15 protein-coding genes and 1 tRNA gene are annotated in these 19,673 nt (G+C 45.0%); 6 read left to right on the top strand and 10 right to left on the bottom strand.

Annotated features, from left to right (window positions below):
- Positions 1–46: 46 nt before the first annotated feature.
- Positions 47–2,140: a TonB-dependent siderophore receptor gene (locus tag ACFI6J_RS20000; protein WP_156085706.1), complete on the bottom strand. Its 2,094-nt coding sequence runs from the start codon at positions 2,138–2,140 to the stop codon at positions 47–49.
- 235 nt (positions 2,141–2,375) lie between these two features.
- On the opposite strand from ACFI6J_RS20000, the gene ACFI6J_RS19995 reads away from it, so the two are divergent.
- Positions 2,376–4,073 (top strand): class I SAM-dependent methyltransferase, encoded by a 1,698-nt coding sequence (locus ACFI6J_RS19995; RefSeq protein WP_156085705.1) that lies wholly within the window; start codon positions 2,376–2,378, stop codon positions 4,071–4,073.
- A 14-nt stretch (positions 4,074–4,087) separates the two neighbouring features.
- Here the strand turns inward: ACFI6J_RS19995 and ACFI6J_RS19990 are convergent, their stop codons facing one another.
- Positions 4,088–5,221, bottom strand: a complete 1,134-nt coding sequence (locus tag ACFI6J_RS19990; RefSeq protein ID WP_156085704.1) for a DUF4124 domain-containing protein — start codon at positions 5,219–5,221, stop codon at positions 4,088–4,090.
- Positions 5,222–6,019: 798 nt separating this feature from the next.
- Between ACFI6J_RS19990 and ACFI6J_RS19985 the strand changes: the two genes are divergently transcribed.
- Complete coding sequence (locus tag ACFI6J_RS19985; protein ID WP_156085703.1) at positions 6,020–6,268, top strand: DUF2960 family protein; 249 nt, start codon at positions 6,020–6,022, stop codon at positions 6,266–6,268.
- Between the two features lie 135 nt (positions 6,269–6,403).
- Here ACFI6J_RS19985 and ACFI6J_RS19980 read toward each other — a convergent pair whose 3' ends face one another.
- From ACFI6J_RS19980 to ACFI6J_RS19965, 4 genes are all read right to left on the bottom strand, one after another.
- Entirely contained in the window at positions 6,404–7,033 is a 630-nt protein-coding gene (locus ACFI6J_RS19980) for a hypothetical protein (RefSeq protein ID WP_156085702.1), read from the bottom strand.
- Between the two features lie 149 nt (positions 7,034–7,182).
- Positions 7,183–8,952, bottom strand: coding sequence for a BCCT family transporter (locus ACFI6J_RS19975; protein WP_156085701.1), 1,770 nt, complete (start codon positions 8,950–8,952; stop codon positions 7,183–7,185).
- Between the two features lie 103 nt (positions 8,953–9,055).
- Positions 9,056–10,468 (bottom strand): Na+/H+ antiporter NhaC, encoded by a 1,413-nt coding sequence (gene nhaC, locus ACFI6J_RS19970; RefSeq protein WP_156085700.1) that lies wholly within the window; start codon positions 10,466–10,468, stop codon positions 9,056–9,058.
- A 192-nt stretch (positions 10,469–10,660) separates the two neighbouring features.
- A tRNA-Arg gene (locus ACFI6J_RS19965) sits at positions 10,661–10,737 on the bottom strand.
- A gap of 264 nt (positions 10,738–11,001) precedes the next feature.
- On the opposite strand from ACFI6J_RS19965, the gene ACFI6J_RS19960 reads away from it, so the two are divergent.
- Entirely contained in the window at positions 11,002–11,409 is a 408-nt protein-coding gene (locus tag ACFI6J_RS19960) for a c-type cytochrome (protein ID WP_014947775.1), read from the top strand.
- Between the two features lie 103 nt (positions 11,410–11,512).
- The gene (locus ACFI6J_RS19955) at positions 11,513–14,113 is read left to right on the top strand and encodes a sensor domain-containing phosphodiesterase (protein ID WP_014947774.1); all 2,601 of its coding nucleotides are present in this window, start codon (positions 11,513–11,515) and stop codon (positions 14,111–14,113) included.
- Between the two features lie 45 nt (positions 14,114–14,158).
- Here the strand turns inward: ACFI6J_RS19955 and rep are convergent, their stop codons facing one another.
- Positions 14,159–16,174, bottom strand: coding sequence for a DNA helicase Rep (gene rep / locus ACFI6J_RS19950; protein ID WP_039226949.1), 2,016 nt, complete (start codon positions 16,172–16,174; stop codon positions 14,159–14,161).
- Positions 16,175–16,286: 112 nt separating this feature from the next.
- Between rep and ubiK the strand changes: the two genes are divergently transcribed.
- A complete protein-coding gene (ubiK, locus tag ACFI6J_RS19945) occupies positions 16,287–16,538 on the top strand; it encodes a ubiquinone biosynthesis accessory factor UbiK (RefSeq protein WP_014947772.1) in 252 nt (83 codons plus the stop codon).
- A gap of 101 nt (positions 16,539–16,639) precedes the next feature.
- On the opposite strand, the gene ubiA is transcribed toward ubiK, so the two are convergent.
- Entirely contained in the window at positions 16,640–17,497 is an 858-nt protein-coding gene (gene ubiA, locus ACFI6J_RS19940; RefSeq protein WP_039226953.1) for a 4-hydroxybenzoate octaprenyltransferase, read from the bottom strand.
- The gene (locus tag ACFI6J_RS19935; RefSeq protein ID WP_041693341.1) at positions 17,494–18,063 is read right to left on the bottom strand and encodes a chorismate--pyruvate lyase family protein; all 570 of its coding nucleotides are present in this window, start codon (positions 18,061–18,063) and stop codon (positions 17,494–17,496) included. The genes ubiA and ACFI6J_RS19935 overlap by 4 nt, the downstream gene beginning before the upstream one ends.
- A gap of 148 nt (positions 18,064–18,211) precedes the next feature.
- On the opposite strand from ACFI6J_RS19935, the gene ACFI6J_RS19930 reads away from it, so the two are divergent.
- Positions 18,212–18,625 (top strand): flagellar basal body-associated protein FliL, encoded by a 414-nt coding sequence (locus ACFI6J_RS19930; protein WP_014977897.1) that lies wholly within the window; start codon positions 18,212–18,214, stop codon positions 18,623–18,625.
- A 55-nt stretch (positions 18,626–18,680) separates the two neighbouring features.
- Here the strand turns inward: ACFI6J_RS19930 and glpG are convergent, their stop codons facing one another.
- Positions 18,681–19,544 carry a rhomboid family intramembrane serine protease GlpG gene (glpG, locus tag ACFI6J_RS19925; RefSeq protein ID WP_156085699.1) on the bottom strand — a complete coding sequence of 288 codons (864 nt, stop codon included), beginning with the start codon at positions 19,542–19,544 and terminating at the stop codon, positions 18,681–18,683.
- Positions 19,545–19,673 lie beyond the last annotated feature (129 nt).

Genomic DNA, 19,673 nt, shown 5'->3' with positions numbered 1-19,673 from the left:
AAATGCGGCCTAAGCCGCATTTTTGTCATTCATGTTTTGGTTCATATTAGAACGTATATGATGCACTCAACTGAGCGTTGATCCCCGCACCGTAGTAACCAACCGTATGTAGGCTGTTAATGTACTTCTTGTCGAAGATATTGTTGATGTTCATGCGAACGGTGAAATCTTCTGTAAACGCATGTGAAGCATAAAGGTTGCCTAAGAAGTAAGCGCCCTGCTTAACGTTGTAGTCTACGTTGCTAATTTCAGACTGCCATCTACCACCAAAACCTACTTCAATTTCTGGCGCTTGCGGTACGGTGTAACCTAGTTGGAACGTCACTACATCACGTGGTGCCCATAAGTTAGCGTCGTTACCTTGCTCGTCTTCTACATCAATGTTGGTGTAAGACGCGTTAATGCGTAGATCATCAGTTAACTGACCCGCTAGCTCAATTTCAAAACCGTCAGACTCTACTGATACACCTTTGTAATAGTACTGAAGAGTTTCAGGGTTAGTACCTGCATATGCTGCCAAGTTATCTTGTTCAGCGGTGAAGTAAGCGAAAGTTGTTAGTAGTCTGTCGTCGAACCACTGTGCCTTGAAGCCCGCTTCAAAGTTCTTACCTTTAGTTGGGTCAAGGTATTGGCCGTTTACGTCATACTGTTCTTGTGGCTGGTACACGTCAGAGTAGCTCACGTAAGCATTAACATCTTCTGTCACCGCGTAAGTGGCACCAACATAAGGGCTGGCTTCGCTTTCTGAGTTATCGATAACCGCGCCCGCGTTTTGGCCAGTACGTTCGAAGTCGATCGCGTTAAAACCAGCAATGATGTGCATTGCGTCAGTTACGCTGAATCGAGCAGAGCCGAAGTAACGCGTTAGTGTTTGCTCAATATTTGAGTACTCAGACACACCTAACCACTCAGGCTCAGCAATCGCATCCAAGCCGTACGGGAATGCTGGTGTTGGGCCGTATGCAGGAGTAGTAGCGTAGTCAAACGCATGAACAAAAGACACGTCGTCGCTAGTAGCGTGACTTACACCAAAGTTAACTTCATGGCTGCGACCAAACAGCTCGAAATCACCGAATACACGGCCTTCTAACAGGTGAGAGTCAATTTCAGAATCGTAACGACCTGGCCATCCAACTAAGCCTAGGCCAGTCTCTTTATCAATGGCACCGTAAGCATAAAACAGCTTACTTTCATCTTCGTAACCACGGAAGTTATAGCTAAGCAGCAATTGCCAATCGTTGTCGAACTCATAGTCTAGTTCAACAAAGGCGTTAGTGGTTTCAGTATCCCACTTGGTCCATTCTTGCGTAGTGGTGTCATTAATATCCCACTCAGCTTGCGTACCGTCGGTATAGTTAAATACTAGCCCGCCCCACGTGTTGCCGTCGGTATTGGCATCTTGATATGACAAACCGAAGGTTATCGTTGCGTTATCCGTTAGCTGACCGTCAATAACGCCGTATACAAAGCCGCGATCGTTTTCTAAACCATCTAGGTGAGACTCTTTATCTTCAAAGCTACCTACTACACGCGCCGCCCAGCTGCCGTCTTCTGTAAGCAGCATAGAGTAATCGCCTTGAACGCGCTTGAAGTTGTAAGAGCCAATGCTTGCACCCACTTCGCCGCCTTCTTCGTTAGTAGGACGCTTGCGCACATAGTTGATGGTGCCTGACGCGTTACCTACACCAGTAAGCAGGCCGTTCGCACCACGAATAACTTCAATTTCTTCGTAGCCGTAAGCTTCAACCGATCCGGTAACAATACCCCAGTCGTTAGGCAGGCCTACACCATCAATCTGGGTGTTTTTAATTTCAAAACCACGTGCGGTGTAGTTAGTACGGTTAGTTTCCCACTCTTCTACATTGATACCTGGTGCTAGCTTTAGTGCGTCATTAATGTTGAACGCACCGAACGACTGCATAAGGTCTTCAGAAAGAATACTGATAGACTGAGGCGTTTCACTGATTTCCATGGTTAAGCCAGTTGCACCGCGGCTAACACGGTTTTGGCGAACACCTACAATACGAATTTTTTCTACGTCTGCTTCTTTAACTTCTACTGTATCGCTTTGAGTTGTTTGCGCATTTACCGACAAAGCAAACGCGATAGGCGTTAGTGCAAATAAACTGCTTAGTTTCATGGTTTTCTCTGTTATTTGGTTATGAAGGGTTAAGAACTTTACGGCGGGGGAGTATAAGATAAATTAAAGCTAATTTAAATGATAATTATTGCTATTTAAGTTTCTAAAAAGAGATTTTACAAAATGGTAAAGGTCGTCTTTCCAATACACTTGAGCTGAAAAGGTTAGCTTGTGTTTGCTATACAAATGAATTAGAAGTAGAGGTTCTTAATGGACTTGCGAATAAGTTAAAGGTTTGACGACTAATATAACGTACTACTCGGCCAATGCATCAGCATTAGTGAAACAATACGACAGTGTTCCTTTTGAGACTGTTCACAAAGACTGGCTAAAGGCTATACCTAAAGAAGGAATGGTACTTGATGTGGGTGCAGGCTCCGGTCGGGATGCTCGCTATCTAGCTGCGAAAGGCCTTAGTGTAGTTGCTGTGGAACCAGCTGTAGGTATTCGAGAAATTGCACAAGAATATACTGTTGCAAACCCTATTCACTGGCTATCCGATTCATTACCTGAACTGACCGAAGTTTTTCGCTTACAAACAAAGTTTGACCTGATCCTGCTAAGTGCAGTTTGGATGCATATCACGCCGTCGGAGCGAGAGCGCTCTTTTAGAAAGCTATCCTCTTTACTGAAACCCAGCGGTAAACTAGTTATATCTTTACGCCATGGCAGTTGCGCTGACGAACGCACTATGTACCCTGTTTCAGCAGATGAACTGGCTAAGTTTGCAAGTCAATTCGGGCTTTCCTATCGACTGCTTACTCCTGAAAAGTCAAACGATGAGCTAGGCCGCGCTGACGTTCAATGGCAAACGGTTTTGCTTACACTTCCCGATAACGGTACAGGCGCATTTCCTTTAATTAGAAACATCGTAATAAACGACAGTAAATCCTCAACATACAAGGTTGCACTTTTACGGACACTACTCAGAATAGCCGAAGGCCATCCGGGCGCGGTTATAGAACAAACTAACGAACACGTTATTCTGCCTGTTGGATTAGTAGCTCTTTATTGGTTGAAGCTTTATAAACCGTTAATTGATAAGTTCGAAATGCAACAAAACAGCAACTCTAGTAGAGGGTTGGGGTTTATTAAAACTGACGGTTGGCAGCAAATTATAGCATTTTCTAGTAATGATTTTTATATTGGTGCGCACTATTCAGATAGTGCAACGGTGCAAGCGATTTACCGAACTCTAAAAGACATCGCTTCTACTGTAAAAAACATGCCCGCTAAGCACACCACGTTGCCTGGCACTGATATAGGTGTTTTTCATGTAGAGCTTAATCAAACTCGAAAACCTAAAAACGATTTGTTACTAGACTTCGAGTTTTTGTCTTCGTTAGGAAAGTTCTATGTGCCCGTGCATATTTGGGATTCATTAACTCAGTTTAGCGTGTGGATAGAGCCGACTTTGATTAACGAGTGGTCGTCTTTAATGGCAGGTTATGGTTTAAACAAACAAAGGCCGTTTACTAAAGTCGATTATCTTAATGCCCTTCGGTGGGAAGACCCAGAACGCTCTACTTCTAAAATTCGAAAACGGGTTAATGAGTTACTTTCTAATGAAGGCGTTGCATGCTGCTGGTCTGGAAAGCGCCTAAAACTTTCTAGCTACGCTATCGATCATGCATTTCCTTTTGCGAGATGGCCCAATAACGACCTTTGGAATTTACTACCGACCCAATCGGGCATAAACGCTCGCAAATCCGATAAATTACCCACAGGACTGAAGCTTGCCAACTCTCGCGACCTAATTATTTCGTGGTGGAAACAAGGCTGGCAAAACAATAAAACTGAGTTTTTCAGTCAAGCAAACTTGGCCCTACCTAACCTTAAGCCAAATAACGCAAACTTTGATGACGTGTTTGAAGCGTTCGCTCTGCAACGTGACCGTATTAAGGCATTGCAGCAGTTGGAGGATTGGCGATAACATTGGAAAATAGTTTATTGAAACTTACTTCTAAGCCAGCGTCGAAAATCACCGTTCAGTGCTCCGATATCTCTACCATATAATCGCTGAATATCGCTCATGGAAATCTCTTCACAGCCATTTTCGCTTTCTAACAGCAAAAGTCGGCTCATAAAGTCTTGGTTGTCGCTCATTAGAAAAGCAACGAAAGCCCAACTAGAAGCATAGAATTGATGCGGATCTTTGCGCCAACTGCTCTCCGTCCCTTCAAAGAGTGTCGTCAATGCTAGCGGCTGATTACTTTTAAAATGATTAACCCATGCGCTGTTAGTCAAACTTCCCGGGGTTTCTGAATATTCCGCCATTCCTTCATTCAACCATTTCGCCACTTGGCCATACCAATATCGATTAATGGTATGCATTACCTCATGCGTTATAGTTTGGAGCGTTTCCTTATTATCCCGAATTAAAATGGCAGATTCATTTCTGCCAGAAGAATAAAAGCCTGTGTTTGTGGGTGTAGAAAGATTAAAACGCTTACTGTATTTTTCATACTCACCTTTATCACTAAAACTCCTTATGTTAGCTACAACAGGAACCATTGATTCTGTAGGTGTAACTGGCGCAAAAGCATCTAATGCTTCTTGTACTTTTCCTCGTACCGCGCGCTGAACGTCAAACGGTAAATTATGCGAGAGAAAGTTAAGCGAAATAGCCTCTGGGTTAATTATTTTGGCTACTTGTACTGAAGTATTACTGTTCAGCTTCCTAGGAGAGTCACTTATATGCTTAACGCCTTTCCCATCTGTCCATGTATAAATGATCTTTCTCTCGGGTGGTTTTATCTTGTCTAAACATTTATGAGTGTGTGGAGCTGCATGCTCACCTATTCGAGAAGTACTTTGTGTATATCTGACTTCAGAACTTGCCTCAGGCTCTAAACTATTTTGACCAATAGAAACTTCTGATTTTGAACGTAAAGTTTTAAATGCAGAGCTTTCTTGATTACTTTTTCCCTGAAGTTTAACTTCTATAAGCTCGAAAGCGAAATGAAGGAATTGGGGTAGATTAACGCTATCACGCGCGAAGTATAAAACTCCCATACTATTAACAACTATCACACTAGCGACTATAAAAAACTTTGCGCCAATTCCATACCTGTTCACCATGCTAGTCCTTCAACACCGTCATATACCTAGACGTGTAATCAGACTACAACATCATTTAAGAAACAAAGTTTTAGTTAGCAGAATAGGTTTGAATTTCGATACATAGTTATAAGATAAAAACCCTGACAACTATTCTCCAATCTGAAAATATCAAGCAATAGGATATCGATATAAACGTAGCTACGATAGCGCAGTAGCCCAATAAAATTGCTCCCCATATAGCTTTCAAGGATGATAATGAAAAAGGCGTATACTTTACTTCCATTACTACTAACAGCTACATATTCGTTGGCTGACTCTGACTTTACCCCCTCTAAATATCGATGCGCAGGCATAGAGCAACGTATCGACAACATTAACTCAAAAATGCGCGCTGGTTACAGTACGAGAGAAGGCGAGCAACTAAAAAACCAACTTCGAAACCTAAAAAAACAACGTTATGAATGCAAAAAGAAAGGGTTCTCAGTTAACTAGATAATAAAGGGACTTTTACACCGAACCTATGACCTTTGCCTCCGGAGTGAAAAGCCATTGCTCAGCTTTTCATTGGTTAACCTCAATCGCCCTATCAAGGCATTCGTCATTATCGAAATAAAGCTGGCTCAGCCGGCTTTTCTTTATTTTGTATGTCGCACTGGAAAAGGCTAGCGCTTCTTTAAAGCGACTAAATTCTTCATCGGACACCTCACGCTACGGTTTTGCCACCCGCTTTTTTTAACACGCTAATCATTGGCGCTAATTGAGTTTATAATACCGGTTAAACAGTTTTTGAATTACATCGACCAACTTGAGTAGAACATGGCCCATAAAGTACGTTATAAGTTTAAAGGTGTGGCAAAAGAGATAAACTTTTCTTACAGCCGCCATCAAAATATGCATGAAGCCGTGGCCGAAGCTGAGGGAATAGATCTTTCCCAGTTCCTGCAAACTGAACAGCAACTTTCCGCTATCAGTAAAGACAAAAAAACCGTAAGAAACTTCAGAGATACCGAATTTGTAAAAATGGGGTTTTCTGAATTGTATTTTTTAAAAAACGGGCAAGAATGATGGTTGCGCCCTTTCAACACATACTAGACCTTTGAACGACTTTGCTTTTGGGGATTAACGGCCAAACCTAAAAAATGGAGGGCTCGATAGTATTCGAACCTCTGACTCCAAAGTGCAAAGCTGCCAATCAGCGCTTTATGGGTTACCCTCAACCAACCCATGAAAAGCCTCAATCGCCCTATCAAAGCTTTCGTCATTATCGAAATAAAGCTGGCTTAGTCGGCTTTTCTTTATTTTGTAGGTAGCGCTGGCAAAGGCTAGTGCTTCTCTAAAACTGCTAAACTCTTCGTCGAGCACTTTAAAAACCTCGCATTGTGGTTTTGCGACCCGCGTTATGCTGCCGTTTACTTCATAGTCGAACCCACCAAATTGAAGACGGGAAAGGGCTTCTTTGCCTAATCGCATGCCGCCTTTTAGGCTTATTTGAAATGCCGCGTCCATTTCTTCAATTTCTTCCATACTCCAGTGGTTAAACACCCGAATGGCCTTTTTGTACTTTTCCGCCAACCGCTTTTTTAACACGGTTATTCTGGGTTCTAGCGTGGCGTTGTTTTCATTTTTTAAAAGATCAGTGCATTCGTTGCATGAAGGCACAGAAATAAAGTCGGCCTGTAGATGTCCGTCTTGCCAGTCGTGAATGAATTTTATGGGTGGAATAAAGTCTTGCCGTGCAGCTTCGCAGCCGCAGAAAATACAGCGATTGAAGTCAGCCGCATGTACTGCATTTAAGGGCTGATAGAATTTTTGATAATTCTTTACTGACATACTGCTACATACGTAAAGTTGAAAGGATGCAAACGATTATTACGGTACCACAATCGCTTTTGTAGGGTACGCTAATTGTGCTCAGCTAATACAAACGCCTACAAACGCCGCCTGTGTGCGGCGTTTGTTTCATTCAGTTACGATAAAAGCTACAACCGCGACGGTCTGCTGTGCGGGTCGCCCTCAACGTGGCCTTTTGGCGGTCTTTGTTTAGGCTTTGCGGCAATAGGCGTTTCGCCATCACTCTCTTCGCCCTCTTCATCAATATCCCATGTGCCTTCTTCGCTCCACGGGTCGTCGTCGGGGAATTCCCCTATATTGATTTCTTTTACCGAGTAATCGGGCTGGTAACGCATGTCGTAATTGGCCGCCCGCACTATGGCAATACATAACATTAAGGCCACAGCTAATAGCGGAACGCCCCCTATTATCGACGCCGTTTGAAGCGTTTCTAATCCACCTACAAACATAAGTACTATAGGCATAAACGATAACGCGAATGCCCAGAACAAACGATTCCAGCGCAATGGCTCTTCGTCTACTTCTTTTTGCACTACAGCTGCCAGAATGTAAGAAATGGAGTCGAAGGTAGTTGCGGTAAATATTAGCGCTAACAAGGTGAATACGAAAATGACTATGTAGTCCAATGGCAGCGTGTGTAGCATGGCGAAAATCGCGGCCGTGGGGCTTTCTTGATTAAGAATACTCACCACGTCTAGTTCACCCGAAAGCTGCAAATACAAGCCATAATTCCCCATTACCATGAAGAATAAAAAGCAGCCCATGGTGCCGAAGAACATGGAGCCCGCCACCATAGTACGAATGGTACGCCCCCTTGAAATACGCGCGATAAAAAGCCCTACGCTTGGTGCAAATACCAGCCACCATGCCCAGTAGAATATGGTCCAGTCTTGAGGGAAATGCGTGTTTTGAAAGCCATTAAATTCGGCAAAAGGCTCTAGCCAGGTAGCCATTTTAATAATGTTGCTAAGTACTCGGCCCAAAGCATCTAGGCCGGTATTGGCCATAAACAACGTAGGTCCCACAACAAATATAAATAGTAGCAATCCTATGGCCAGCCAAAAGTTAATGTCTGACAGCAGCTTAATGCCCTTCTTTAAACCTACATACGCGCTGTAGCCAAAGATAGCTGTACAGGTTACTAGCACCAGAACTTGGGTGGTAAGTGATTTAGGCACGCCGAATAGTTCGTGCACCCCTTCGTTGATCATAGGCGCAGCCAAACCTAACGTGGTCGCCCCGCCGCCTAACATTCCGAAGATAAAGCTGATATCGATAATTTTACCCAGCCAGCCGTGAGCCATTTTCTCGCCAATAACCGGCATAAGGGCTTCAGAGATTTTAAGTACGCTGTGATTGCGCACATAGTAGAAGTAAGCAATAGGTACGGCGGGAATGAGGTAAATTGCCCAGGCAAGCGGGCCCCAGTGGAAGATACCGTAGGCTGCAGCCCATTTTGCGGCTTCGGGGGTTTCACCTTCTATGTGAAACGGTGGCGCTTGGTAGTAGTACACCCATTCAATCATGGACCAATACAAAATAGACGCGCCTATGCCTGCACAAAACAGCATGGCAGCCCATGATACTGGCGAGAACTCGGGTTTCTCTTCCGGGTCGCCTAGTTTTATTTGCCCGATGTCGCTGAACATGATGTAAACCATGAACCCACCGGCGCCAACGCCAAGCAAGAGATATAAAACACCAAGTTTACTGGTTACGAAGTCTTTTGCAGCTGCCACCCACTGTGCGCCTTGGTCCGGCCAAATAATTAGAGGAATGGTGACAGAGAGAAGAAGAAAAAGAGAGCCAAAAAAAGTGGGCTTGTCGATTACGCTAAACGCGCCTTCCTGTTTAATAATGGCCTTGGAGGAGGCCGCATCTCGGGTATTACTACTCATACACGATCCTTTGTTTTGTTTTTATAGATGCCTTATACGTTTGGCTTTAAACGGGCGATCTTAAAAAACAGTTTATCAGAATTGTGTTCGCTAATGGGTTACTTCAAAGCGATGTGTGTTTATTCATTCGTGCTTTGGTTGTTAGCATGCCCATGCCCAATGCGGCCATAGATACCGCAATAACGCCGTTTAGATAGTTGAAAAACGCATAGGGCACGTAATCGAGCACGTCAACGCCCAGTGTGGCAGAGTAAAACGCACCAGCCGTTGTCCATGGAATAAGGCCGGTGGTCATAGTGGCACCTTCTTCTACCGACCGAGATAGCACAGCGGGGTCAAGGTTCTGCTGTTCATATTTCGGTTTAAACAGCTGGCAATTCAAAATGATAGAGATATAGGCCTCGCCCATGGCCACATTGCCTAGAAAACCAGACGCAATGGTCACGGCAATTAGGGTTGCCGTGCGTTTTACCCGTTCAATAATGCCTGTCAGTAACGCAGCTAGAAAGCCTGCACCATGCAGTATGCCGCCCAATGCGATTGCCATTAAGGCGAGGAGCAACGTCCAGCTCATACTGCTAATACCGCCTCGTCCTAGTAAGGCATCTAAATTTGCGATACCCGTATTTTGCGGGGTGTTTTCCCACAACGCGTTGAGCACGCTAATGGTATTAGTATCTTGATAGAAAATGGCGATGATGACGGCCAGCAAAACACTGCACGACATGGTTACTTCAGCCGGCACTTTCTTGATGCTCATTACCGTAAGCAACACCAGCGGTAACAGTGTTATATAGGGTGCAAGATTATAGTGACTGGCAAGTGCTGCTTTTATTTCAATTATTTCGTCTACATTTAAGCTTTGGTTTGCGTAGCTAAAGCCAATTACCAAGAAAATTACAAAAGTTAGAAGAAAGCTAGGCAGTGTAGTTAGCAGCATGGCATACATATGTCGATACAGGTTGGTACCCGCGCTCATGGATGCGAGGTTGGTGGTATCAGACACCGGGGACATTTTATCGCCAAACGTCGCACCACATACCACCATGCCTGCCACAATGGGGAGTGGTATGTTCATGGCAGCGCCAATACCCATCAGCACTACACCCATAGTGCCCACCGTACCCCACGATGTGCCTGTAGCTACCGACATTATCGCACATAAAATTAATCCCACCGCAAGGAAGATACTGGGGTTTAGCCAACTTAAACCGTAATAAATTAGCGTTGAGATAGTGCCGCTTTGCATAAAGCTGGCGATAACCATACCAATGAGAATAAAAATATAGATTGCTGGCATGGCTCGGGTTAACGCGCTGGTCATTAAATCGCGGATTTGCAGGTACTTGTACCCCAAGCTAAAAGCATTAATACCAGCCCATAGCAAACACAGAAATAGTAATGCATGCAGGCTAATGCCCAGGCCAAATAATCCGCCTGCTATTAGTGCGACAATAACACCAAAACAAAGTAGTGACTGAGTAAAACTTGGGCGTTGAATAGACTGCGGCGACATTATTGGCACGTTGATACGCTTAAAAATGAACTAGTGAAAAACAGTATAACGACTTTGCTATGCGTTGGAATGACTTTGATGTTGCATTGGATTGGACGTTAGAGTTGCAGCCACGTCTAAGGTAGGCGTGCTCGATTCTGATATAGAAAGGCTGAAGGAGATTATTCCTTCATAGGTCACTAGAAAAGGAAATGGCCCGCCCTAGAGGATTCGAACCTCTGACCTCGGCCTCCGGAGGGCCGCGCTCTATCCAGCTGAGCTAAGGGCGGATCGTGCTACGGTTGTAATAACCATGTACGTTCGCAAAGGAAAAATACGCAGTTAAATGTACGCTGCAAACGGGGCGTAATAATACTTACGCGATGGGTTGGCTTCAACTCATTTATTAAAATCTCTTTAGGTGGCTTGGAACAAGTGTTAAAAATCCTTACTTTTTATGGGTAATTGGCTTCAAATAGTTGTTCAACCCCAATTAACCGTTATAATCTGGCCAGTTATATTTTAAACAAATTCATCATTGCCTGGAGACAGATGTGAAATTAAAGACTTGGTTAACTGTTGCTGCCACTGCGCTAACTGTTTTTGCAGCACAAGCACAAGAAATGAGTAACGATGAAATTGCCGATCGCATTAAGCCGGTAGGTCAGGTACACGTTGCAGGCGCAGCAGCTGAAGGAAGTGCTGGCGCAGCTGGCGGTGCAAAGTCTGGTGAAGACGTTTACAACTCTGCATGTGTTGCATGTCACTCAGCAGGCGTTTTAGGAGCTCCTAAAGTTCACGTTGCAGCAGACTGGCAACCACGTCTAGATGAGCGCGGTCTTGATGGCGTATGGCAAAACGCATTGAACGGTATTAACGCTATGCCTCCTCGTGGTACATGCGGTAACTGTTCTGATGACGAAATTAAAGCTGCAATCGAGTACATGATTGAAGGTATCTAATACCCGCTAAATCGTAACAAGTTGATGGAAAAAGTAGCGTTTTACCCTCTAATCGGGTAATTTAACTCTTTGGGGAAACGTTACTTTTTTACTGGCGAGCGGAATGTCACAAGATTCGACGCAACATGAGTTGACGGAAGAAGAACTGCGCGAACTTATACCGCAGCTTCAGCAACTCACTGACAAGTACAAGCGCGCTGAACGTGTTCAGAAGGCGCTTTTCGACATTTCTGAACTTGCCAGTTCTGTAAGTCACCTTAATCGCCTTTATTCCGCTATTCATGAAATCATTGCCGATTTTATGAATGCCGATAATTTCTTTGTCGCCTTTTACGAACCCGACAGTAACGTTGTCGATTTCGCTTACTTCATTGACGAATTCGACGAACAAACCGTTCGCCAGCTCCCCGCTGAATCGTTAATGGACGGCATGACCGGTTACATTCTCAAAACCGGCGATCATCTATTTTACAAACGTGACGATGAAGAAAACTTTGCCTCTCAGCATGATATAAAGCTAGTTGGCTCGCAACCGTTTGAGCTGCTGGGCGTGCCCCTTAAACGGGGAAGCCAAGTCATAGGTGCCATGGTAGTGCAAACTTATGATGAGGGAGTGCACTATACGCAAGAAGATTTAGAAGTACTGCTGTTCGTTTCTCAACACATTGTTACCACGGTTGATAGAGTAAAAAACCGTGAGCTCACTGAACGCACCATCCGCGAACGCACCCGCCAACTGCGAAAAATTAACGACGACCTTCAAGAAGAAATATTAGAGCGCCAAAAAGTAGAGTCGCTACAGCAAGCTTTATTCGAGATATCTGAGCTGGCCGCTAACCTTGAAGGCGATATGGATGTGTTTTACTCCAGTCTGCACGAAATTTTAGCCAGGCTAATTAGCGCACCTAACTGTTACATTGCCATTCTTGATAAGGAAAAAGAGCTACTCGCATTCCCGTATTTTAGTGACGCACAAGAAAAGAACATAAGTTCAAGGCCTTTAGGGCTTGGTCTAACTGAATTCGTATTGCGAACGGGGCAAGCTGAGCTGGTTAACCCACCTAGAGTATTGGAGCTTGCAGAGTCTGGCGATTTAGATGTGTCGGTTGCGCAAACTATGCTAAATAGTGCGAACTCGTGGTTAGGTTCGCCGCTTGTTGTAGATGGAGAAATTGCAGGTGTTATTGCCGTACAAACTTACGGTAAACACGCTAAATATAATTCTCGCGACCAAGAGCTTTTGCGCTTTGTATCACACCATATTGCGGTAGCCATTGAGCGTAAGCGCAATACCGAGTCGATGCAGCGCTATAACGTTGAGCTTGAGGAGCGCGTTAAAGAACGCACAGCCGAGCTAAACCGTGCTAATAAGTTCTTAAAGCAACAAATTGAAGAGCGTAAAGAGATTGAGCTTAAGCTTATTCACGACGCGCATCACGACTCGTTAACTGATTTGCCTAACCGCGCCATGTTCACTAGTCGCCTAGAGCTGGCTATAGCCAGTAAGCAGCGTTACAGCGAAAACATGTTTGCGGTGCTGTTTATCGACCTAGACCGTTTTAAAGTTATTAACGATACCCTAGGTCATCATGCCGGCGATGAGTTCTTAATTGAAGTAGCTAGACGTATTGCGCTGTGTATTCGTGGTCACGACCTGTTAGCGCGCTTAGGCGGCGATGAGTTTGTTGTACTGCTTGATAACTTTGAAGATGAAGCAGACGTAGAGGAAGTGGCTAGCCGTATAATTTCATCTATTTCTGAGCCGTTCTTGCTTGATGGTCGAGAGATGTATTCAGGTGCAAGTATTGGTATTGCGCACTTAGAAACCTACTATCGCGCCGCTGATGAAGTGCTTCGTGATGCCGATGCAGCCATGTATCAGGCGAAAACGCTAGGCCGCGGACGCTTTGTTATGTTCGACAAGAGCATGCGCGACAGGCTTATTGAAGAACTTGAGCTTGAAAATGAATTCAGGCGTGCACTGCGTGAAGAAGAATTCGATTACTTCTTACAACCCGTTATAAAGCTTAATGACGACAGCACGCTGTATAAAGAGATGTATATTCGCTGGTCGCACCCTGCCTACGGCAAGATTGCCAGAGAGCAGTTTAGACAAGTGGCAGAACATAGTGGCCTTACGCTAGATTTAGACCTGTTCCAGCTAACCAAAGCCTGCGAGCTATTAAACCACTATAAAAACACCGACGACCCGATAAATAAAATAGCGGTTAACGTTTCAATTAATCATCTGCTACAGGCTTCTATGGTGAACCAGATGATTAATGTGATTGAAACATCAGGTATTACGCCTAGCCAGCTGGTATTTGAGTTTGATGAAAACGACTTAAATCGCCGCTCTCAGTTCATTCTTCCTGCTATTAAGAAGTTAAAACGTGCGGGCGTAACTTTGGTGCTGGATAACTTTGGAAGCGGATTGGCTTCATTGAGTTATTTGTTTGCCTACCCCTTCGACTTCATCAAAATTGATCATCGCTTTGTTAAGTCACTGCCTCGCTCTCAACGAAACTTAAAGCTTATTCAGTCTGTCATGCTTATTTCAGAACATTTGAAGTTTCAGGTTATTGCTGAAGGCGTAGACTCACAGGCGCAGCTAGATGCACTTAACGAAATTGAATGCATTTATGGCCAAGGCAAAGTATTGAAGCACGCCAAAGTGCTGGATATGACGTCGCTAGCAAGCTGATAGTTAGTACTTACTTGCTAGCGTAAGCTCGCCTTAATTAGCAGGCTACTTTTTCCCTAGTATATCTCGTAGGTTAGCAATTCCCACCTGTGCCTTTTGCTGGCGCTCTTCTTTTGTCGCCTTCGGTTTCTGATTTTCCCACTGTACATCGTCTGGCGGCAGTTCGAATAAAAAGCGGCTTGGCTCTGGGTTAATCACTTCACCAAATTGTCGACGCTCTTTAGCAAGGCTGAATATAAGCTCGCGCTGGGCGCGAGTAATTCCCACATAAGCAAGTCGGCGTTCTTCTTCTACGTTGTCTTCGTCAATGCTGCTTTGGTGCGGCAATAAGCCTTCTTCCATGCCCACTAAAAATACAATAGGAAATTCCAAACCTTTTGAAGCGTGTAGCGTCATTAATTGAACTTGATCCCCTTCCCCGTCGTCTTCGCCGCGCTCCATCATGTCGCGCAATATCAGACGGTTCACCACTTCGGTTAAGGTCATGGGTTGGTCTAGGTCATTACCTTCCAGCATATCGTTAACCCAACCGAATAAGGTACTTACGTTGGCCATGGCCATTTCGGCGGCTTTGGGGCTGGCGCTGGTTTCATATAGCCATTCTTCGTAGCCCATAGTGCGGATCATGGTGCGCACTGCGTCAGCGGTGTTGCCACGCTCTGCATTGTCCGACAACTCCACTACCCAGCGGGCAAAGGTAGAAACCGAATGAAAAGCTTTGTCTGGCAACACGCTGTTTAAGTTAGGGTGCGTCGCCGCTTCGAACATAGACACACCCAAGCTATTTGCAAAGTTACCCAGTTTTTCTAGCGTAGCGCGGCCTATACCGCGCCCTGGCGTGTTAATAATGCGCAGCAAAGCGTTATCGTCATCTTGGTTCACCAACAGCCTTAAATAAGCCATGATGTCCTTCACCTCGGCACGGCCAAAGAACGACATACCGCCGCTAATTTTGTACGGAATGCGGTTACTCATTAACAGCTTTTCGAAAATACGACTTTGATGATTCCCGCGATACAAAATGGCGTAGTCTTTAAACTGGGTGCGGTTCATGAACTTATGCGCCAGCAGTTCTGCCACCACGCGCTCACCTTCATGCTCTTCGTTCTTCGCCTCTATTACTTTTAGCGGCTCGCCGTACTGCAGCTCTGAGAACAGGGTTTTATCGAACAAATGCGGATTGTTCTGAATAAGAATATTCGCGCAATGCAGAATACGACCTGACGAGCGGTAATTTTGCTGTAGCTTAATGACGTTTAAGCGCGGAAAGTCTTGCTGTAATAGGTGCAAATTCTGTGGCTTAGCGCCACGCCATGAATAGATAGACTGGTCATCGTCGCCCACCACGGTAAAGCGCGCACGCTCACCTACTAATAGCTTTACCAACTCGTACTGACTGGTATTGGTATCTTGGTACTCATCCACCAGCAAGTAGCGAATTTTGCTCTGCCATTTGGCTCTTATTGCTTCGCTACTTTTTAAAAGCAATGTAGGTAATAAAATTAGGTCGTCGAAGTCTAGCGCGTTATATGCCTTAAGGTTGTCTTGGTAACGCTTGTAGGCTTCTGCAAACTCTCGTTCGCCCGTGCTGGTAGCTGATTTTAATAAAGCATCGGGCAAGATAAGGTCGTTTTTCCAGTTCGAGATACAGCTTTGTAAAAGCTGAAGCTGATCTTTATCGCCATCGAGGGTGTCGGACGTCAAATCGTTAAGCAACGCGAACGAGTCTTTATCGTCGAATAACGAGAAACCTGGCTTTAAGCCAAGATCTTTCACATGCGCTTTAATAATGGTTAAGCCCATGGTGTGGAAGGTCGATACTTTTAGCCCGCGCGCCTCTGGCTTGCCCAAGGTCTGCGCTACACGTTCTTTCATTTCACGTGCTGCTTTGTTGGTAAAGGTTACCGCTGCAATGTAGCGAGCTGGCATATCGCAGTTTCTAACTAAATGAGCAATCTTATTGGTAATTACGCGCGTTTTACCACTACCCGCCCCAGCCAGCACCAAACATGGGCCAGACACAAAGGTTACGGCAGACTCTTGAGCTTCATTTAGTTTCATTTAATACCTAGAACAACGTACATTTTTGGCGCGACACAGTTTTCATTGCATGTCGTGTCGATACCGATAGAATAGCTTTCATAATTTGAGCTGCGCATTATAAGGGAATTCCATGTTGGATCCGAAGAAACTCGAAGATTTAGCGAAACAAATTGCTGATGCCGTTCCACCTGGCGTTAAAAACATGGCTGAAGAAGCCGAAGGTCGAGTAAAGGCGGTATTGCAGTCGCAGCTGTCTAAGCTTGATTTAGTGACTCGCGAAGAGTTCGATATTCAAAGCCAAGTGCTTATTCGCACTCGTGAAAAGCTAGACGCTATGGAAAGCCGCATTGCTGAACTTGAAGTGAAGCTAGCGGAAAAGTAGGCGTTCAAAGCTTTTAGAAACTCAAAAAGCGCCTTTATGGCGCTTTTTTTGTGGCTGAATACCATAAACAATGGTTTGTATTGGGCTAGTTACTTTTACTGTTACACCAAATAAAAATGCAGTGCCGTTCCTAGCGTGATGGCTAAACCAATATAGTGATTTTCAATAAACGCGGTGAAGCAGCCTTCACGCTGACGGCGTTTAATAAGCTGATACTGGCGCACGCATAGCAGAGCCGAAAACAGCACGGCTAAGTAGTAAGGCCAAGTTGCGTTAATAGCACAGCCTATACACCACAAAATGGCAAGGGCAGCGGCCTGTAGCAGCATGACTATGAGCACGTCGTTTTTGCCGAACAATATGGCCGTAGACTTGATGCCTATTTGTAGGTCGTCATCGCGGTCTACCATGGCGTACATGGTGTCGTAAGCTACCGTCCATAATAAGTTAGCAATAAACAACCACCAGCCGTAAGCTGGAACTGTTTCTATCACAGCCATAAATGCCATAGGAATGGCCCAACCGAACGCGGCACCCAATACCACCTGCGGTAAATTGGTGTAACGCTTCATGAAGGGGTAGCTTGCTGCCAAGAGTAAGGCTACCACCGACAACGCAATGGTTTGCCAGTTAAGGAATAACACTAAGACAAATGCTAAAGCGATAAGCGCTGCAAAAAGTTGTAGCGCTTGTTTAGCCGATACTTCTCCGGTTGCAAGAGGACGCTGGGCAGTTCGCTTTACGCTACCGTCTACTTTTCTGTCTGCATAATCGTTAATCACACACCCGGCTGAACGCATGACAACTACGCCAGCCACAAAAATGAGCGTAATGCCTAAAGGCGGTAAACCTTGTGCAGCCATAAGAAGCGCCCACAGCGTAGGCCACAGCAGCAAGTAAATACCGACTGGTTTATCAAGGCGCATAAGTCGCGCATAGGCGTTCCAATTGTGCTTCATAATTGCTTTTCGCTTTCCTTTTCGTTTTTAGCAGAGCGGCTATAGGCCGGTGAGGACGGAAGAAATACCTCTGCTACTATCATGCTGTAGTTGCCTAACGTAAACAACGAGCGCCGGCCCCACAAGGTTTGATTGCTGTTAATACCAAACTGCGAAGCTGGCACTGTACACAGTTGAAACGCTGAGCGTGTAAAGCGCTTATCGTTAAACAAACGTTTTCCTAAAGGCTCTCGACCAAGATCTGAAAGTTCGCTGTCAACAAAGGCTTGAGGGATGATAGAACGTGCAAACACCCACGGCTTATGATCGCCACATAGGAGAATTTCTCGCGCTTGATAATGGGTTTCACCGTTGTCGAGTAACAACGACAGTTCATTGTCGTGAGGAATCTGCTCGTGCTGGCCAATAAGCTCTAGAGAAAAGTGGTTGCTTAAAGACTGCACTCGCTCGGTTAACGACCCAGTGTCTAACAGCCAGTTTTTTAGCTGTGCATTAGGAATTGTGATGCCAGAAGGTGCTTGCCAGTCAACCGCCAAACCCACTGGAAAAGTGGCATTAAAACTCACACGAAAAGCCCGAATAATGAATCTGTTAGTATGATAACACGTCATGTTCAATTATTTTCACTCGGTTAAACTTTTGCAGTAGTGTGTTTAATCAGAGTTTTGCTACACTACCAAGTGAATTTACTACTTTGGTGTTTCGGACTTCACTATGCTTAAGTCTTTAGTTTTACGCGTATTTGCGGTTAGTTTTTTCGTTCTTGGTTGTAACGCAGCAGTGGCGCAAGACAAGGCCAACTATGCTTATTTGGGCTTAGAGCCAGAGATTGTTACCAACTACATTAGCGATAGCGCACAAAAGCTTGGCTATGTACGCGTGTCAGTTGAATTGATGATCCACGATGTTAATCAGCTTGAAATTGCTGAACACCATATGCCGTTGCTGCGCTCTACTGCCATTGAAATATTCGGCCAGCAACCGGCAGAGAAAGTTAAATCACTAACTGGTCGTGAAGATATTCGCCGCGCTATTCTTAAAGCGTTGCAAGAGCACATGAAGCAAGAGACGGGCGGCGAAGTGGTGAAGAACGTTATCTTCACCAAATACTTATACCAGGGCGGTTAAAAGTAGATAACGGGCTAAAAGGCTAACGTACGCCTTTTAGCTACATAAAACGCCACTAGCGTTTACCCGACCCAAGACTTAAGGCTCCGGCGAGCAAACATCCAGAAATAAGCCCCGCTGTATGCGCAGCATTCGCCATGTTTACCCACAAAATATCGGCATAACCTAGTACCAACCACACCAACATAAAGCCTACAATTGAATTTGGCAGCGACAAGCCCCAACTTGGTCGCAACCAGCCTAGCCACCACACAAAGCCCATTACGGCATACACTACACCAGACAAGCCGCCAAACAAGAACAGATTGCCTTGCACAGGGTCACTAAATAGGGCTTGTGCGGCGTTCGAAATAGTGGCCGACACTAAGAACACTATAAGCAGCATGCTCATGCCAAGGATGCGTTCAATTTTAGCTCCCAACATGCCCCACCACAGTAGGTTAAATATAATGTGTAGCGCCGAAAAATGAATGAACGCAGGGCCTAGTAATCGCCACCATTCGTGATTTTGCGACAAAATGGAAAATGGCTGCATCAATAAATGCTGTGCGATAGGGGCAAACAGCCCAAACAACGACAGTAAATAAACCGCAACACACAGAATAAATACCACCGAGGTAAAAGGCGCTTTCACAGCATCGGCAATGATATTACCCATGGAAAAGCCATTACCCGAAGGCGCCAGCCGTACGTTCTTGCCATTATCCCATGCTGCTTGCTGGTACTTCGGATCGGTAGGGTTTGCCAAAAAGCCATCTGCAATAACTTTTGCGCGGTCGAGATGGTCGTGATTATCTAATACCACCACGAACTCTTTATCGTGCTGTACTACAGCGGCCTGAATGTGCTGACTGGTTAAAAAATTGGCGAGAAGATGTGCAGGACTTTGCTGATTGAACGCAATTAAAGGATGAGCCATAAGCTAGTTGTTACCCCGAAACAGAAGAATATGAATGCGATATGACATATACCAAGGGCGCAGTATATAACCTCTTTATACTGAAATACTGCAGTAGCTGCAAAAAATAAAGGTGCACATTGTGCACCT

This window comes from Alteromonas sp. G4i13, assembly GCF_054960505.1.
This window is presented reverse-complemented; position numbering and strand designations above follow the sequence as displayed.

Excerpts from the sequence above, each read along its gene's own strand:
- ACFI6J_RS20000 (WP_156085706.1), bottom strand. The coding sequence starts at position 2,140 with ATGAAACTAAGCAGTTTATTTGCACTAACGCCTATCGCGTTTGCTTTG.
- ACFI6J_RS19990 (WP_156085704.1), bottom strand. The coding sequence starts at position 5,221 with ATGGTGAACAGGTATGGAATTGGCGCAAAGTTTTTTATAGTCGCTAGT.
- ACFI6J_RS19985 (WP_156085703.1), top strand. The coding sequence starts at position 6,020 with ATGGCCCATAAAGTACGTTATAAGTTTAAAGGTGTGGCAAAAGAGATA.
- ACFI6J_RS19980 (WP_156085702.1), bottom strand. The coding sequence starts at position 7,033 with ATGTCAGTAAAGAATTATCAAAAATTCTATCAGCCCTTAAATGCAGTA.
- ACFI6J_RS19975 (WP_156085701.1), bottom strand. The coding sequence starts at position 8,952 with ATGAGTAGTAATACCCGAGATGCGGCCTCCTCCAAGGCCATTATTAAA.
- nhaC (WP_156085700.1), bottom strand. The coding sequence starts at position 10,468 with ATGTCGCCGCAGTCTATTCAACGCCCAAGTTTTACTCAGTCACTACTT.
- ACFI6J_RS19955 (WP_014947774.1), top strand. The coding sequence starts at position 11,513 with ATGTCACAAGATTCGACGCAACATGAGTTGACGGAAGAAGAACTGCGC.
- rep (WP_039226949.1), bottom strand. The coding sequence starts at position 16,174 with ATGAAACTAAATGAAGCTCAAGAGTCTGCCGTAACCTTTGTGTCTGGC.
- ubiK (WP_014947772.1), top strand. The coding sequence starts at position 16,287 with ATGTTGGATCCGAAGAAACTCGAAGATTTAGCGAAACAAATTGCTGAT.
- ubiA (WP_039226953.1), bottom strand. The coding sequence starts at position 17,497 with ATGAAGCACAATTGGAACGCCTATGCGCGACTTATGCGCCTTGATAAA.
- ACFI6J_RS19930 (WP_014977897.1), top strand. The coding sequence starts at position 18,212 with ATGCTTAAGTCTTTAGTTTTACGCGTATTTGCGGTTAGTTTTTTCGTT.
- glpG (WP_156085699.1), bottom strand. The coding sequence starts at position 19,544 with ATGGCTCATCCTTTAATTGCGTTCAATCAGCAAAGTCCTGCACATCTT.